This is a genomic window from Nonomuraea sp. NPDC049480, from assembly GCF_044465905.1.
In the GTDB taxonomy this organism is placed as follows: domain Bacteria; phylum Actinomycetota; class Actinomycetes; order Streptosporangiales; family Streptosporangiaceae; genus Nonomuraea.
On the sequence record NZ_JBITMD010000005.1, the window covers coordinates 142,203 to 156,471 of the forward strand.

Annotated in this window: 16 protein-coding genes; 12 read left to right on the forward strand and 4 right to left on the reverse strand. The window is 71.2% G+C overall.

The features are described from left to right. The first annotated feature begins 65 nt into the window (after positions 1-65). On the forward strand, positions 66-1,070 hold the full coding sequence (locus ACIBX3_RS16680) for an ABC transporter substrate-binding protein (RefSeq protein WP_397117673.1): 1,005 nt from the start codon (positions 66-68) through the stop codon (positions 1,068-1,070). On the opposite strand, the gene ACIBX3_RS16685 is transcribed toward ACIBX3_RS16680, so the two are convergent. Both ACIBX3_RS16685 and ACIBX3_RS16690 read right to left on the reverse strand, forming a co-directional pair. Next, positions 1,054-3,486 (reverse strand): helicase-associated domain-containing protein, encoded by a 2,433-nt coding sequence (locus ACIBX3_RS16685; protein ID WP_397117675.1) that lies wholly within the window; start codon positions 3,484-3,486, stop codon positions 1,054-1,056. The two genes, ACIBX3_RS16680 and ACIBX3_RS16685, sit on opposite strands and share 17 nt — an antisense overlap. A 78-nt stretch (positions 3,487-3,564) precedes the next feature. Next, positions 3,565-4,068, reverse strand: coding sequence for an ATP-binding protein (locus ACIBX3_RS16690; RefSeq protein ID WP_397117677.1), 504 nt, complete (start codon positions 4,066-4,068; stop codon positions 3,565-3,567). Positions 4,069-4,289: 221 nt separating this feature from the next. On the opposite strand from ACIBX3_RS16690, the gene ACIBX3_RS16695 reads away from it, so the two are divergent. The 6 genes from ACIBX3_RS16695 to ACIBX3_RS16720 all read left to right on the forward strand — a co-directional run bounded on the left by ACIBX3_RS16695 (position 4,290) and on the right by ACIBX3_RS16720 (position 7,699). Next, a complete protein-coding gene (locus tag ACIBX3_RS16695) occupies positions 4,290-5,111 on the forward strand; it encodes a helix-turn-helix domain-containing protein (protein WP_397118384.1) in 822 nt (273 codons plus the stop codon). Beyond that, a complete protein-coding gene (locus ACIBX3_RS16700) occupies positions 5,112-5,348 on the forward strand; it encodes a DUF397 domain-containing protein (protein ID WP_397117679.1) in 237 nt (78 codons plus the stop codon). Between the two features lie 88 nt (positions 5,349-5,436). After that, positions 5,437-5,694, forward strand: a complete 258-nt coding sequence (locus ACIBX3_RS16705) for a hypothetical protein (RefSeq protein ID WP_397117681.1) — start codon at positions 5,437-5,439, stop codon at positions 5,692-5,694. A 43-nt stretch (positions 5,695-5,737) separates the two neighbouring features. Further along, the gene (locus ACIBX3_RS16710) at positions 5,738-6,496 is read left to right on the forward strand and encodes a hypothetical protein (protein WP_397117683.1); all 759 of its coding nucleotides are present in this window, start codon (positions 5,738-5,740) and stop codon (positions 6,494-6,496) included. Positions 6,497-6,517: 21 nt separating this feature from the next. Continuing rightward, positions 6,518-7,399: a maleylpyruvate isomerase family mycothiol-dependent enzyme gene (locus tag ACIBX3_RS16715; protein ID WP_397117685.1), complete on the forward strand. Its 882-nt coding sequence runs from the start codon at positions 6,518-6,520 to the stop codon at positions 7,397-7,399. Positions 7,400-7,432: 33 nt separating this feature from the next. Further along, a complete protein-coding gene (locus ACIBX3_RS16720) occupies positions 7,433-7,699 on the forward strand; it encodes a sigma factor (RefSeq protein WP_397117687.1) in 267 nt (88 codons plus the stop codon). On the opposite strand, the gene ACIBX3_RS16725 is transcribed toward ACIBX3_RS16720, so the two are convergent. Continuing rightward, positions 7,692-8,276, reverse strand: a complete 585-nt coding sequence (locus tag ACIBX3_RS16725) for a histidine phosphatase family protein (RefSeq protein ID WP_397117689.1) — start codon at positions 8,274-8,276, stop codon at positions 7,692-7,694. The two genes, ACIBX3_RS16720 and ACIBX3_RS16725, sit on opposite strands and share 8 nt — an antisense overlap. Before the next feature lie 59 nt (positions 8,277-8,335). On the opposite strand from ACIBX3_RS16725, the gene ACIBX3_RS16730 reads away from it, so the two are divergent. Next, the gene (locus tag ACIBX3_RS16730) at positions 8,336-9,301 is read left to right on the forward strand and encodes a zinc-binding dehydrogenase (RefSeq protein WP_397117691.1); all 966 of its coding nucleotides are present in this window, start codon (positions 8,336-8,338) and stop codon (positions 9,299-9,301) included. On the opposite strand, the gene ACIBX3_RS16735 is transcribed toward ACIBX3_RS16730, so the two are convergent. Then, positions 9,285-10,205 (reverse strand): TIGR03621 family F420-dependent LLM class oxidoreductase, encoded by a 921-nt coding sequence (locus ACIBX3_RS16735; protein ID WP_397117693.1) that lies wholly within the window; start codon positions 10,203-10,205, stop codon positions 9,285-9,287. The two genes, ACIBX3_RS16730 and ACIBX3_RS16735, sit on opposite strands and share 17 nt — an antisense overlap. A gap of 205 nt (positions 10,206-10,410) precedes the next feature. On the opposite strand from ACIBX3_RS16735, the gene ACIBX3_RS16740 reads away from it, so the two are divergent. Genes ACIBX3_RS16740 through ACIBX3_RS16755 form a run of 4 tightly spaced genes read left to right on the forward strand, consistent with a single transcriptional unit; the run spans position 10,411 to position 14,109 of the window. Further along, a complete protein-coding gene (locus ACIBX3_RS16740) occupies positions 10,411-11,178 on the forward strand; it encodes a phytanoyl-CoA dioxygenase family protein (protein WP_397117695.1) in 768 nt (255 codons plus the stop codon). Continuing rightward, the gene (locus ACIBX3_RS16745) at positions 11,163-12,119 is read left to right on the forward strand and encodes a phosphotriesterase (protein WP_397117697.1); all 957 of its coding nucleotides are present in this window, start codon (positions 11,163-11,165) and stop codon (positions 12,117-12,119) included. The genes ACIBX3_RS16740 and ACIBX3_RS16745 overlap by 16 nt, the downstream gene beginning before the upstream one ends. Continuing rightward, on the forward strand, positions 12,116-13,309 hold the full coding sequence (locus ACIBX3_RS16750; protein WP_397117699.1) for a cytochrome P450: 1,194 nt from the start codon (positions 12,116-12,118) through the stop codon (positions 13,307-13,309). The genes ACIBX3_RS16745 and ACIBX3_RS16750 overlap by 4 nt, the downstream gene beginning before the upstream one ends. Then, complete coding sequence (locus ACIBX3_RS16755) at positions 13,306-14,109, forward strand: SDR family NAD(P)-dependent oxidoreductase (RefSeq protein ID WP_397117701.1); 804 nt, start codon at positions 13,306-13,308, stop codon at positions 14,107-14,109. Before ACIBX3_RS16750 ends, ACIBX3_RS16755 begins: the two co-directional genes overlap by 4 nt. Positions 14,110-14,269 lie beyond the last annotated feature (160 nt).

Sequence of the window (14,269 nt, forward strand, 5' to 3'; positions counted from 1 at the left end):
TCAAGCTTAGGTAAAGCTAATCTAATGGCCTGATAGCAAGGCAAGCCTAACCTAAGGAGATGGACATGCCGGGACCGGTACTGGCGCGCAGAGGCTTCCTCTCGGCCACGGCGGGACTCGCGGCGGCCCTGACACTCGCGGCGTGCGGCGACGGGGGCACCCAGGCGACCCCCGCCCCCGCCGGATCCTCCGCCGCGCAGAGCTGGTCGTTCACCGACGACCGTGACAAGAAGCTCCAGCAGCCCAAGGTCCCCGCCCGGATCGTCGCCCAGGTCGGCGCGGCCGCCGCCCTGTGGGACTTCGGCGTGCGCCCCATCGCGGTGTTCGGCCCGCACAAGCTCAAGGACGGCAGCAAGGACCCGCAGGCCGGCAACGTCGACATCACCAAGGTCGAGGGCCTGGGCAACGTGTGGGACGAGTTCAACGTCGAGAAGTACATCTCGCTCCAGCCGGACCTCCTGGTCAGCAGCATGTACATCAAGGGCGACCTCTGGTACGTCCCCGCGAAGTCCAAGGACACCATCGAGCAGGTCGCCCCGACCGCCGGCATCATGCTCACCGGCCGCAGCGCCACCCAGGTGATCGGCAAGTACGAGGAGCTCGCCAAGTCCCTCGGCGCCGACATGCAGGGCGTGCCCGAGGCCAAGGCCCGCATGGAGGCCGCCACCAAGGAGTTCGCCCAGTTCAAGGACCTCAAGATCCTTTTGATGTCGGGCGGCGCGGACGCGATGTGGGTGGTCAACCCGCCCGAGTACCCGGACATCGTGCACCTCATGGACGCGGGCCTGGACGTCGTCAAGCCGTCCAAGGTGGATGAGGGCGGCTTCTTCCAGACCCTGAGCTGGGAGAACGCCGACGAGTACGACGCGGACGTGATCCTCTACGACACCCGCACCCAGGCGCTCAAGCCCGAGGAGATGCTGAAGAAGCCCACCTTCGCCAAGCTCCCCGCGGTCGAGGCCGGCCAGCTCTACCCGTGGAACGCCGAGGCCCCCTACAGCTACCAGGGCTACGCGACCTTCCTCGAAGGCCTCGTGGCCAACCTGAAGAAGGCTAAAAAGCTCCCCTGACCTCGACGATCTCCCCGAGGGGGAACTCCAGGTAGTCGCCTGCCTCCTCGCACCAGGCGTCGAGCGTGGCGCCCTTGAGCTCCCCGTGACTGATCGTGGCCGTCAGCCCGTCGGTGAGCGTGATCCCGGCCCGCACGCCCCGGTCCACCACGAAGCCCAGCAGCGACTGCTGGGCCGTCGGCAGCCTGGTCGCCATCCTGCCGATGATCGCCCAGGTGCGGCCGCTCGTCTCGGCGTCGGCCCGGCTCGCGGCGATCAGCCGGCGGGCGTGCTCGCGCGGATCGGGGGGCGGCTCGGCCAACAGGTGGGCCGGCGCCTCCAGGCCGCCCGGATAGTCTGAGAGCTCGGCGACCTGGCCGCCGGGCAGCAGGATCAGCTTGCCGTTGTTCGGCTCCTCGCTCGCGGACAGCTCCGCGCTCCTGGCCCGGCGGATGGTGATCTCGCCGGTGTCGGAGACGGGCACCGGCGCGTAGCCGACCTCGCGCAGCGCGCCCAGCGTGCGCTCGGCCCCGGCCGCGCTGACCAGCACGGTGGGGGCCAGCAGGCGCAGGCCCAGCCGGACCAGCCGCCGGTGGGCGGCGATCTCGGCGAGCAGGGCCGGGTCGCCGGCCTGGATGACGCACCCGACCGTGGTGACCGTCACCTCGCCGTGCCTGCGCGCGGTGTCGCGCACCAGGTATTCGAGCGGCTGCGGGATGACGCCCACCGCGGCCAGCTCGTCGAGCAGATCGTCGGCGTCGTGGCCGCGGTCGAGGGCCCGGCGCACGCTGTCGGGGGTGAAGCGCCACACCGAGGCGGCGCCTCGCGACTCGCGCTCGGCCACCCGGTCGAGCAGGGCCGCGAGCTCGGCCGAGGGCGGCCCGGTGACGACCGCGGTCAGGTCGGGGCCGAACAGGGCGCTCCTGCGCACGCTCGCCAGCGCCCTCGTGGACACATCTACCAGCACCGGGTCGTGCTCGACCATGGGGACGGAGTCGTCGTTCTCGTCCCCGGGCTTGGCGGTGAGGCCGGCCAGCGCCCGGCCGAGGTCGGTGAGCGCGTCGTTGGCCAGCAGGCCGAGCAGCCTGGCCTCGTCGAGCACGGCGGGCGCGCAGTCCATCAGCAGCTGCCGGTCGAGCAACGGCGCGTGCCAGTGGACGCCGGCGATGAGGCTGTCGCGGTCGGCGAACGCCGTGCCGGCGGGCAGGCAGGACAACACCGACAGCACCGACCTGCGCACCCGGGCCACGGCGCTGCCCGCGGGGTCGTCGCCGAGCACGGTGCCGTACTTGCCGTCGGTCTTGCGGAGCGAGGAGCGCTCCATGCGCCACCACGCCGACAGCAGCACCCGCAGCCGGGCCGAACCCTCGTCCAGCCGCCACCGGTCGAAGCGCTCGGTGGGGATCAGACCGCCGGACGGCTCGTCCCAGGCCAGCAGCCTGGCCACCGCGCAGATCTCCAGCAGCAGGCGCGTCTCGTCCTCGTCGCAGCCGGTCTCCTTGGCCACCCGGCGCACCTCGCGCACGCCCACGCCACCGGTCTTGAGCAGCGGCAGCGGCGTCTTGGACGCGTTGTCGAGCAGGGCCGCGCACCGCTCGACCACGTGCGGCGCGGCCAGCGTCATCAGGTGGTCGACCTCCTCGGGGTCGACCGGGATCGTGGCCACCTCGGGCGCCACGGGCGTGAAGGGCGGGTGGTAGCCGGGGCCGCGCAGGCAGATCGCCACCTCGCGGGGGATCTCCGCCACGTGCCAGCTGGGCCGGAAGAGCAGGCCGTGGTCGGCGCACCATTTCTCGGGTGTGCCGTGGGCGACGAACCTGCCGCCGTCCACGGGCAGCGCGGGCCCTTCCCAGGCGAACCGGTCGAGCAGCGCGAGCGTGCCCTCGGGCGCGCTCGCGGTCAGCGCCCTGATCCGCTCGGCGGCGCCGAGCGCCTCGGCCACGCGGGTGATCGTGCGGCGTTTGTGGCCCTGGGCGGGCAGGCCGAGGTTGCGGGCGAGCGCGCGCAGCGCGTCATTGCTGATCGTCCAGGAGTTGAGGTAGTGGTCGAGCGGCTCGCCCAGGCCGAGCGGCGCGGTCCACCAGCGCGCGACGCCGTCCGCCAGATGGATCACGCCGTCGTCGCCGGGCCAGGCCAGCGCGTGGTCGTAGAGGCGCTCGAGCCAGCGGATCACGTCGTCGGCCGGCGCGTCGACGAAGGCCGCAAGCCGCTCGGCGGTGGGGTCGCGCATGGCGAGCGCCGCCTCGGCCAGCTGCAGGCACGGCAGCGGCAGCCGCTGGAGGGTCTCCATCACGGCGAAGCCGTTGCCCAGCCGCTGGGCGAGCGTGTCGAGCCGCCGCGGCCAGGGCGCGGCGATGGCGTCGGGCCTGTTGGCCAGGATGCGGGCAAGCCTGTCTTCGTCTAGTGTTCGCAGCCAGCCGAGCAGGTGATCTTCCATCTGTCAGCACTCTCATGGGGTCGCGCGCGGGACTCACCGTGAGCCATGACCATCCACGGTAATGCAGATCACCCCCGGTCAGGAGAGGACTGCCCAGACGATCTTTCCGTGGGGTGCGAGTGCGGACCACCCCCAGCGGAGGCTGAGCGATTCGACGATGTGGAGTCCGAGGCCGCCGGTGTCAAGGGGGCCAGGGTATCGCAGCACCGGCACCGATGACCCGGGATCGGTGAACGCGCTGGCCACGAGCGGCCCCCGCCGGACGAGGGACATGTGGACGGGGCACTCGCGGCGCGGCTCGGCCAGGCGCAGGCCGTGCCGCAGCGCGTTGGTCGCCAGCTCCGAGACCACCAGCTCCATGTTGTCGATCAGCTCGGCGAGGCCCCATCCCGTCAGGGCGCCCACGGTGAAGCTGCGGGCGGAGTGGACCGAGGCCGGGGTGGGCGGGAGCACGAACGTGGCGCTCGCGCACGGGCCGGGGACCAGCAGATCGCGAGCCGCCTCCGGCCACCAGCCGATCGGGGGCCACCAATCGAACGCGGTCCACTGGCTGGGCGCCGTAGTGGATTGCACATAGATCATTCTGCGGGAAACTCTCGTGCAGGTGCAAGAGCGAATGCACGTGCAGACAACCCGTGCAAGCGCTACCGTTGCCACCAAATGGTTGATATGGGGGAAAGGGGATCTTGTCCGCGGCCATGATCTATCGGCCGTGAAGTGACAGACTGTGTCGCAAGGAAACGACCAAGGAGCAGCACGTGTCCATTGATCCGCCCGGTTCCGGTTCGACCGTTCGGCGCATCATGCTGGGGGCGAGTCTCAGGCGCCTGCGTGAGCGCAAGGGTCTCGACCGGGCACAGGCCGGATTTCACATCCGGGCGTCCGAGTCCAAGATCAGTCGCATGGAGCTCGGTCGCGTCGGCTTCAAGACACGTGACGTAGAAGACCTGCTCACCCTGTACGGCGTCGTCGACGATGCCGAACGCCGAGCCCTCTTGGAGATGGTTCGCGAGGCCAACACCCCCGGGTGGTGGCACAAGTACTCCGCCGAGTTGCCCTCGTGGTTCACGACCTACGTGGGCCTGGAGGAGGCCGCCAGTGTGATCCGCACCTATGAGGTGCAGTTCGTGCCCGGCCTGCTGCAGACGGCCGCGTACGCGCGATCGGTCTTCGAGCTGGGCAATCCCGATGCGAGCCCGGACAGAATCGAGCGCCGTGTGCATATGCGCATGCAGCGCCAGGAGCGCTTCAGCCAGAAAGACGGACCCCGGTTGTGGGCCGTCATCGACGAGGCTGCGCTCATGCGCACCATCGGTGGGCGGGAGGTCATGTGCGAGCAGCTCCAGCATCTGCTGGAGGTCGCTGCCCTGCCCAACATCACCATCCAGGTGATGCCCTTCAGGTTCGGCAAGCACGCCGCCGAAGGGGGTGCGTTCAGCATCTTGCGGTTTCCCGAGTCCGACTTGTCGGACGTTGTCTACGTCGAGCAGCTCTGGGGTGCCCTGTACCTGGACAAGCGTGAGGATGTCGATCCTTACCTCACCGCCATGGAGCAGTTGTGCGTGGAGAGCACCACGCCAGGGGGCACTGTCGAGCTCATCGGCGGTCTTCTCAGAAAGATGTAGATGAACCAGACCTACAACGGCATGCCCGCGACCGACCTGACTCAGGTCGCGTGGCGTAAGAGCCGCTACAGCAACTCGCAGGGCAACTGCGTGGAGCTCGCGGAGCTTCCCGACGGCGGGATCGCGGTGCGCAACTCGCGATTCCCCGACGGCCCTGCCCTCATCTATACCCGCGACGAGATCCGGGCCCTGGTGCTCGGGGTGAAGGACGGAGAGTTCGACGGTCTGCTCAATTAACGCCGTGTTAACCTCCGGCGCGCCTGCTTAACGGGGGTGCGCCGGAGGCGTAACCGCCCGGCCTCGTCCTGCGGCGAGGATTCAGGTCATGCTCGATCAGATGACCCTGTATCCGATCGCCGACGACGTGTTGTTCGCGCCGGGCGGCAAGGTCGTGATCCGCACTTATGGTGTGGCGCCCGCCACCATCAATGCCACCGTCTCCTACCGGACGTGGGTGACCGGCATCCGCGACCAGCCGCGGTACTGGCACTGGGGCCACTACGAGGACGCGACCTCGGGGCACCGCAGGGTGCTCGAGTGGCTCACCGGCCGCGGACCCCAGCCTTCCCAAGCGCTGACCTGATCGCTATCCTCAAGCCAAGCAACCGCTTGGTAGAGGAGGCGTGGTGCGTCGCGCGATCCACCTGATCGAGGAGGTCGACTTCAGGCCGATGAACTCCAGGCGGCCCCTGGAGTACCTGACCTGGCTGACCGACTACAAACGCGAGGACGAGACGCGCACCGCTCCGGCGCTCACCTCCGGCAAGTCCATCAGGTCCCGCGAGATCGACCTCGTCGGAGCCTTCTACGCCGTCGGCATCACCGGCCACCCGCAGTTCAAGGCCGTCACGCTCTGGGACTGCCACGGCGGCTGGGAGGGCGGGTGGCGGCAGATGATGGAGATCTACCAGGGAGTCGACGCCAAGCTGTTCCTGTCCGACATCGACGACCTGCGCTTCTCCGCTTTCTCGCGGCCGCTCGGCGCCGTGCCGGGCTGCCCGCCGCTGGCCGAGGCGCCCGCCGCCGAGCTCTACCTCTTCGAGAGCGCCAGGGTCCGCCCCGGCGCCGCCCTCGACTACCTGGCCGCGGTCCACGCCGAGCGCGCCCCGGTGCTCGCCGAGCACGGCCACACCCTGGCCGGCCTGTACGAGGTGCTGTTCTGCGACACCGAGGTGGTCACCCTCTGGGCCGTCTCGCTCGACGACCACCTGGCCACCCAGCGAGCCCGCGACGCCGCCCTGGGCCTCGACGACGAGGTTGCGCCCGATTCCCGGCTACTGGACTGGGGAAAACGGGCGCGCGACTACCTTGACGGCCCCTGGCGTGAGACGCTTCTGGCACCGTTCCCCGGCTGCCGCCTGGCCCCAGGGGCTTCGCCGGGCTAGCGTTCGGCTGCGGAGGTGTCCATGACGGACTCGTACCTCTACAACGGGCAGAGCCCCGACGACCACGTCGCGTCCTGCCCCGACTGCGCGGCGGCCATCGCGCTCCTCGACCAGCCCGGCACGGCCGGGGCGCCGCCGCCCACGCTGCGCGAGGCGGTGCTGTCCAAGGCGCGCCGCCGCCGGAGCCCGGCCGTGGTGGGGGTGGCCACCGTGGCGGTGCCGTACGCCGAGCAGATCGCGCTCATGGACGACCTGCTGGCCGACCTGAGCCGGTCGCAGTGGGACGCCCCCATCGCCCGGCACGGCACGGTCACCGGCCTGCTGGAGCATCTGGTGGCCAACGACGCCGCCATCGCGCGCTTCATGGGCGTGCCGGTCACCGGCGGGATGACGCCGCACCGGCGCTGGCGCGAGCAGGCCGGCAACCTGCTCGAACGTGTCTCCTCCAGCAGCGAGGTGCTGCTCGGCGTCGAGGTGGCGCTGGCCGGCACCCGGCCGGCCCGCGCGCCGCTGCGCCAGGCGCTCGTGCAGCGCACGTTCGAGACCTGGACGCACGCCGACGACATCAGGGCCGCCACCGACCGCGCCAGAGCCGCGCCCCGCGAGGAGCACGTGCACATGATCGCCGAGTTCGGCCTGGCGCTGCTGCCGCGCGCCATGCGGGAGCCGCGCCGCGACGTCTCGGCGACCGTGGTGCTGGCCGGCCCGGGCGGCGGCACCTGGACGATCCCGCTCTCGCCCACCTCCGACCACGTCGCCGTGCTCATCTCGGCCGACGCGGTGGACTTCTGCCGGCTGCTGGCCAACCGATGGCTCCCGGACGCGTTCCCGTACGCCGCCGAGGGCGACAACGCCCTCGCCCGCGACCTGATCCGTGCCGCCGCGACCCTGGGGTGTGACTGATGGCGACCGCGCCCGCCTCACGGAGTGAGGCCGATGAATAGCGACGTGGAGCTGTGCGCACGACTCGCCGCCGGGGACCTCGACACGCTGGCCGACGTCTACGACCAGCACGGATCGCACGTGTACGGCGTCGCGGTCAAGGTCACCAAGAGCCAGGAGTACGCCGAGGAGATCACCCAGAGCGTGTTCGTCGCCCTGTGGGAGCAACCCCTGGCGTACGACCCGGCCTTCGGCTCGCTGCGCGGCTGGCTGGTCAGCAGGGCGCTGCACGAGTCGGCCCTGCGGGCCAAGGTCAGCTGACGGGCGCGTTCCAGGCCAGGAGCACCGGCTCGGCGTGCTCGAACCCGAGCCGCGAGTAGGTGCCCGTGTCCAGTTTGAGCAGTCTGCCCTCCTCGGGCCCCAGGCCCAGCCAGCGGGCGGCCAGGACGCGCAGGAAGTGACCGTGCGCCACCAGCGCCACCCGCCCGCCGGCCGCCCTGGCCCGCGCGATCACCCGGTCGGCCCGGGCCCCCACCTGCGCGGCGCTCTCGCCGGGGTGCGCGGCGTCGCCGGGGGTCACGCCGTCGCGCCACAGGTACCAGCCCGGCCGGGTCTCGCGGATCTTCGGCGTGGTGATGCCCTCGTAGCCGCCGTAGTCCCACTCCCACAGGTCGGCGTCCACCTCGTAGCCCGCCAGCTCGGCCAGCTCCGCCGTGCGCCGGGCGCGCTGGGCGGGGGAGACCAGCACCAGGCCGAACTCCCGCTCCTTGACCAGGGGCGCCAGCGCCCTGGCCTGGTCCTCGCCGTGCTCCGTCAAAGGCAGGTCCGTACGTCCGGTGTGTTTGCCCGCCTTGCTCCATTCGGTCTCACCGTGCCGGAGCAGCAGCATCTCGTCCATGGACTCCATCATGGGCCACGCTTGACCTCAATCTAACTTGAGGTAGCAGAGTGGTCCGCATGGAAGCGATCAGACTGCACGCCTACGGCCCCGCCGCGAACCTCCGCCTTGAAACCCTGCCCGATCCCGTGCCCGGGCCGGATGAGGTGCGCATCGCCGTGCACGCCGTCGGGCTGCACTTCATCGAGACCCTGCTCCGCCAGGGGAAGCCGGTCGGGCCGCACCCGGCGCCGCCGCTGCCCGCCGTCCTGGGCGGAGAGGTCGCGGGAGTGGTGGAGTCCGTGGGCGAGGGGGCGCCCGCCGACCTCGTGGGACGCAGGGTGGTGACATCCGACGTGACCTCCGGCGGGTACGCCTCCCTGGCCGTGGCGGGCGCCGATACGCTGGCCACGCTCCCCGATCATGTGGACTACGGCGCGGCGGTGGCCATGAACACCACCGGCGCCACCACGTTCGGCCTGCTGGAGCTCGCGCCGCTGAGCGCTTCGGACGTGGTGCTGGCCACGGCGGCGGCCGGGGGCATCGGGACGTTGCTCGTGCAGTACGCGCGCGCCGTCGGGGCGCGGGTGGTCGGGGCGGCCGGCGGGCCCGCGAAGGTGCTTCGCGCCGAGGAGCTCGGGGCGGACCTGGCCGTGGACTATCTGCGGCCGGGCTGGGACAAGGCCGTGCGGGAGGCGTTCGGCGAGGTGAGCGTGCTCTTCGACGGGGTCGGCGGGGAGCTGGGGCGGGCGGCGTACGGGCTGCTCGGGCGGGGCGGGCGGCACGTGGTGTTCGGGTCGGCGGCGGGGGAGTGGTTCTTCCCGGAGCCGGAGGAGGCGGCGGCTCGGGGCGTGACCGTGTACGACGGAATCGGCCATCTGCTCGGCCGCGGGGGCATGGCCGACCTGTGCGCCCGGGCCCTGGATGCGGTCGCGGACGGGTCGCTCACGCCCGCCGTCCAGTCGTTCCCTCTGGCCCGGGCCGCTGACGCGCACGAGGCCCTGGAGAGCAGGAACACGATGGGCAAGGTCATCCTCGTGCCGTAGCCAGTTCCTCGACGACGGGGCCGAAGATGGGGAGGTCGCGCTCGTTGTGCACCACGAAGTACGAAATATCGTGCTCATCCCGCCAATAGCGGAGCTTGTCGACTATGTCGTGATGTGTACCGAGGAGGACCTGGGGCGTCTCGTCCAGCGACGAGCTGTCGACCGCGCTCCAGGACTCCTCCGCCTTCCGGGCTCCGCCCATCTGGACCACGCTCGTACCCAGCTCCAGGTGGGCGTAGCGGTCGCCGGCGGCCGCGCGGACGTGCCGGAGCTTGTCCAGGAACGCCTCGAGTCCGCCGTCCTTCCTGTCGGGCCCGCTGCCGTCCCGCTTCACCCGCATCCCGATGTTGACCACGTCGGCCTGCTCGGCCGCCAGCCGCAGCACCCGCGGCCCGCCCCCGCCCAGCACCAGCGGCGGATGCGGCCGCTGCAGGGGCTTGGGCCACTGATCGAGCCCGTCGATCCGGTAGTGCCGCCCCTCGAACTGGAACGGCCCGTCCCCCCAGAGTCCCTTGAGCACGGCGATCGCCTCCTGGAGCCGCTCCACCCGCACCCCGGGCGTCTCCAGCGCCATCCCGGCCCCCGCGTAGTCGCCCGCCATCCACCCGGTCCCGATCCCGGCCTCCAGCCGCCCGCCGGACAGGAGGTCGAGCGTCGCCGCCTCTTTGGCCAGCACCGCCGGGTGCCGGAAGTCGTTCGCGAACACCAGCGTCCCGACACGCAGCCGGTCGGTGGCGCAGGCGGCCGCGGTCAGCGCCGCGATGGGCGCGAACCGGGGGCCGACGAGGTGGTCGGGCACCAGCAGCACGTCGAAGCCCGCCCCTTCGAGCCGCCTGGCCTTCTCGGCCCACGCCTTCCCGGACTCCGCCTCCCGCACCACAGCCCCGAACCTGAACGGCCGCACGTGTCCTCCCAGCAAGTTGAGCAAGCGCTTGGGTGCAACCTTATGCCGAGAACTTCGGCGCGGGGCTCAGGCCGCCGCGTGGATCGCGGCGTCGGTGTCCGTGCCGATCGGCGGCGCCAGGATGACGGCGGCGGCGCGCGCATGAGTACGGGGCTGCTCGATTCAAGTCTTACCAAGCGCTTGCTTTAGGTGCGAGACTGGCCCCATGGAGATCCCGGTGCGCCAGACCACCGACGACGAGGTGGCGTTCTTCCATGAGCACGGCTGGGTGCGGCTCGGCCGGCTCGTCGACCCCGGCACCGTGGCCGAGCTGCGCGAGCGGGCCACCGGCTACCTGAGCGGCCGGGCCAAGGGCAAGCGGACGCTGGTCGACCAGGCATTCGGGCAGTCGAGGGACATCGCGGCGAGCGACGAGCTGTTCGGCGCGCTGACCATGAGCCCCCAGATGGGACGCAACGCCGTACGGTTGCTGCGCGGCGTCCGCGCAGTCCGCGTGCAGGTCACCAACCTGCTGGTCAAGGAGGCCGGCGAGCACGGCGCCACCGAGTTCCACCAGGACTTCCCCTGGATGCCGATGGACCGCTCGGCCATGCTGACCGTGTGGCTGGCGCTGGCCGACGTGCCCGCCGGCATGGGCTCGCTCAGGTTCTACGACGGCTCGCACCGCTTCGGCCTGCTGGGGCGCAGCTTCACCCGGCCCGGGGACGACCAGCTCAGCCAGCATCCGTGGCTCAAGGAACTGGAGCTGTCGCCGCCGCTCGACCTCAAAGCCGGCGACGCCACCGTGCACCACTCGCTGACCGTGCACGGCGCGCCCGCCAACCGCCACGACAGCCCGCGGCTGTCGTTCACGGTCACCTACTTCGACGCCGACGCCCTCTACACCGGCCTGCCGTACCAGCAGACCGACGGGCTCGGGCTCCAGGTCAACCGGCCGTTCGAGCACGAGAGGTTCCCGTGCCTGAGACCGTGAGAGGCCCGGTCGCCGATCTGGGGGCGACGCTCATGCACGAGCACGTCTTCGGGCTGAGCCCGGAGATCCTGTGGAACTGGCCGGACATCCCGGAGGGCTGGGACCCGGAGGCGCGGGCGCGGGAGGCGGCGGGCAAGCTCGACGCGCTGAAGGCCGAGGGCGTCGACACGATCGTGGACCTGACCGTGGTCGGGCTGGGCCGCCACATCCCGTCGGTACAGCGGGTGGCCGAGATGACCAGCGTCAACATCGTGGTCGCGACCGGGCTCTACACCTACGACACGCTGCCGCCGTACTTCGCCAACCGGGGACCGGGATCGCTCTTCGGCGGGCCCGACCGGCTGGCGGAGTTCTTCGTACGGGACATCGCCGAGGGCATCGGGCGGACCGGGGTCAAGGCCGCCATGCTCAAGTGCGCCTCCGATCATCTGGGGATGACGAAGGGGTGCGAGCGGGTGTTCCGGGCGGTGGCCGAGGCGCACCTGGAGACCGGCGCCCCGATCACCACGCACTCGCACAGCGCCTCCAAGGGCGGTCTGGAGCAGCAGCGCCTGCTCGGCTCACTCGGGGTCGACCTGGGCCGGGTGGTGATCGGGCACGCCGGGGACTCGGCCGACCCGGCGTACCTGGAGGAATTGGTCGCCGGCGGTTCCTACCTGGGCATGGACCGCTTCGGGATCGAGACGATCAGCTCGTTCGAGCAGCGGGTGTCGGCGGTGGTCGCGATGTGCGAGCGCGGGCACGCCGGAAAGATGGTGCTGGGGCACGACTCGTACTGCTTCAACGATCGTTTCGACGCCGACGTCGTCCGCGTGCGCCACCCCAACTACCACCTTCTCCACATCTCCCGCGACGTCGTCCCCGAGCTTCGCAAACGGGGTGTCACGGACGACCAGATCCACCAGATGCTCGTCGACAACCCGCGGAGGATCTTCGCATGATCGAGGACTTCGACATCAACGCGGACTGGCACGTCGCCGCCCCGTATGAGTTCCTCGCCCGCCTCCGTAAGGAGTCGCCGGTGTTCTGGAGCGAGCACCTCCAGGCGTACGTGCTCACCCGGTACGCCGACGTGCGGGCCGCGTACGGCGACCCGCGGCGCTTCTCCTCCAAGGGCTCGCTGACGATCTCCCGCGGTCTCACCGGCGAGACGAGGGAGAAGCTGGGCGAGCACGGCTCGTTCCTGTCCAGCTTCGTCGCGAACGTCGACCCGCCCGACCACACCCGCCTGCGCAGGTCGGTGTCGCGGGCGTTCACGCCGCGCGCGGTCGCGGCCATGGAGGACGCGTTCCGGCGGCTCAACGAGGACCTCCTCGACCGGATCCAGCCGCACGGCGAGGCCGACTTCGTGGCCGAGATCGGGCACGAGCCGTCGATCAAGCTGACCGCCCGCTTCATCGGGGTGCCGGAGTCCGACGAGGCGTTCGTGCAGGCGCACGTCAAGGACTGGTTCCAGCTCTTCCTGGCGCCGCAGCCGCCGCGGCGCCAGCTGGAGCTGGCCGACAGCTTCCTGACCTATCTCGACTACGTGGACCGGCTGGTCGCCGCCCGGGCCAAGGACCCGCGGGACGACTTCACCTCCCTGATGACCTCGCTGATCGGTGAGGAGCTGACGCACAGGGAGGTGGTCGAGCTGATCTCCACGATCCTGCTCGGCGGCAACGACACCGTGCCGAACCAGCTCGGCAACACCGTCCTGCGCCTGCTCAGGGAGGACGCCTGGCCGGTGCCCCCGCCGCTGGCCGGGAACGCGGCCGAGGAGTGCATGCGCATCGACGGCGCCTCGCTGGGCTCGTTCCGCTACGCCGCCGCCGACGTTTCCCTGCACGGCGTGACGATCCCGGCGGGCGCCCTCGTCCTGCTGTCCACCGACTCCGCCGCGCACGACGAGACCGTCTTCCCCGACCCGGAACGCTTCTGGATCGACCGCCCGAACGCCGCCGACCACATGGTCTTCGGCTACGGCATCCACTTCTGCGTCGGTGCCGCGCTCGGCCGCCTGCAACTGCGCACCGCGCTCGACGTGCTCGGCCGCCGCCTGCCCGGCCTGCGCCTGGTTCCCGAACAGCAGATCGCCCACCGGAAGTCGATCGTCGGCCGGGGCCTGACGTCCCTCCAGGTGGCCTGGTGACCGGCCGCTTCGACGGGCGCGTCGCGCTGGTCACGGGGGCCGGATCCGGGATCGGCGCGGCGTGCGCGGGGCGGCTGGCCGCCGAGGGCGCCTGCGTCGGCGTGCTGGATCTGCGCGCGGCCTCCGCCAGGAGCACCGCCGCCGCCATCCGCGCCCGCGGTGGCACCGCCACGGCGCTGACCTGCGACGTCTCCGACGAGAAGCAGGTGGAGGAGGCGGTCGCGACCCTGGTGGCGTCGTTCGGGCGGGTGGACGTCCTGCACTCCAACGCCGCCGCCCTCGACTACGAGGTGTACGGCCGCGACCGTGAGCTGGACGGGCTCGACGTCGCCGTCTGGGACCGCACCATGGAGGTCAACCTGCGCGGCGCCATGCTCATGGTCAAGCACACGATCCCCGCCATGCCCGACGGCGGCGCCATCGTGCTCACCTCGTCGGTGTCCGCCTTGGTCGGCGACCTGGTTCATGCCGCGTACGGCGCGTCCAAGTCGGCGCTGATCGGCTTCACCCGCTACGTCGCCACCATGTACGGGTCCCGCGGCATCCGCTGCAACGCCGTCGCCCCCGCCCTTGTCATGACTCCGGCCGCCCAGCACACCCTGTCGCCGGAGCAACTCGCCGACAAGGCCGCCGAACGCCTCCTGCCATGGCCGTGCACGGTCGAGGACGTGGCGAACCTGGTGGCGTTCCTGGCCTCCGACGAGAGCCGCTGCGTCACCGGCCAGACCCTCGTCATCGACTCCGGCACCCTGGCCCACCGCCCTCAGCACGCCATCCAGCGGTGGCGCGACGCCCGATGACGCCGATGGGCGGGCACCGCGCGGGGCGCCCGCCCATCGTGCCCGATCAGTGCAGCCGTGCCGATCAGTGCAGCGGCCGGCCGGTCACCGACACGGGACGATCCTCGGCCGCCGCCCAGCCTCGGCCGACGTGCGACGAGACTACGCTGATGTCCGTTTT

Coding starts and splice junctions, on each gene's coding strand:
- ACIBX3_RS16680 (WP_397117673.1), top strand. CDS start 66: ATGCCGGGACCGGTACTGGCGCGCAGAGGCTTCCTCTCGGCCACGGCG.
- ACIBX3_RS16685 (WP_397117675.1), bottom strand. CDS start 3,486: ATGGAAGATCACCTGCTCGGCTGGCTGCGAACACTAGACGAAGACAGG.
- ACIBX3_RS16690 (WP_397117677.1), bottom strand. CDS start 4,068: ATGATCTATGTGCAATCCACTACGGCGCCCAGCCAGTGGACCGCGTTC.
- ACIBX3_RS16695 (WP_397118384.1), top strand. CDS start 4,290: ATGCTGGGGGCGAGTCTCAGGCGCCTGCGTGAGCGCAAGGGTCTCGAC.
- ACIBX3_RS16700 (WP_397117679.1), top strand. CDS start 5,112: ATGAACCAGACCTACAACGGCATGCCCGCGACCGACCTGACTCAGGTC.
- ACIBX3_RS16705 (WP_397117681.1), top strand. CDS start 5,437: ATGCTCGATCAGATGACCCTGTATCCGATCGCCGACGACGTGTTGTTC.
- ACIBX3_RS16715 (WP_397117685.1), top strand. CDS start 6,518: ATGACGGACTCGTACCTCTACAACGGGCAGAGCCCCGACGACCACGTC.
- ACIBX3_RS16720 (WP_397117687.1), top strand. CDS start 7,433: ATGAATAGCGACGTGGAGCTGTGCGCACGACTCGCCGCCGGGGACCTC.
- ACIBX3_RS16725 (WP_397117689.1), bottom strand. CDS start 8,276: ATGGACGAGATGCTGCTGCTCCGGCACGGTGAGACCGAATGGAGCAAG.
- ACIBX3_RS16730 (WP_397117691.1), top strand. CDS start 8,336: ATGGAAGCGATCAGACTGCACGCCTACGGCCCCGCCGCGAACCTCCGC.
- ACIBX3_RS16740 (WP_397117695.1), top strand. CDS start 10,411: ATGGAGATCCCGGTGCGCCAGACCACCGACGACGAGGTGGCGTTCTTC.
- ACIBX3_RS16750 (WP_397117699.1), top strand. CDS start 12,116: ATGATCGAGGACTTCGACATCAACGCGGACTGGCACGTCGCCGCCCCG.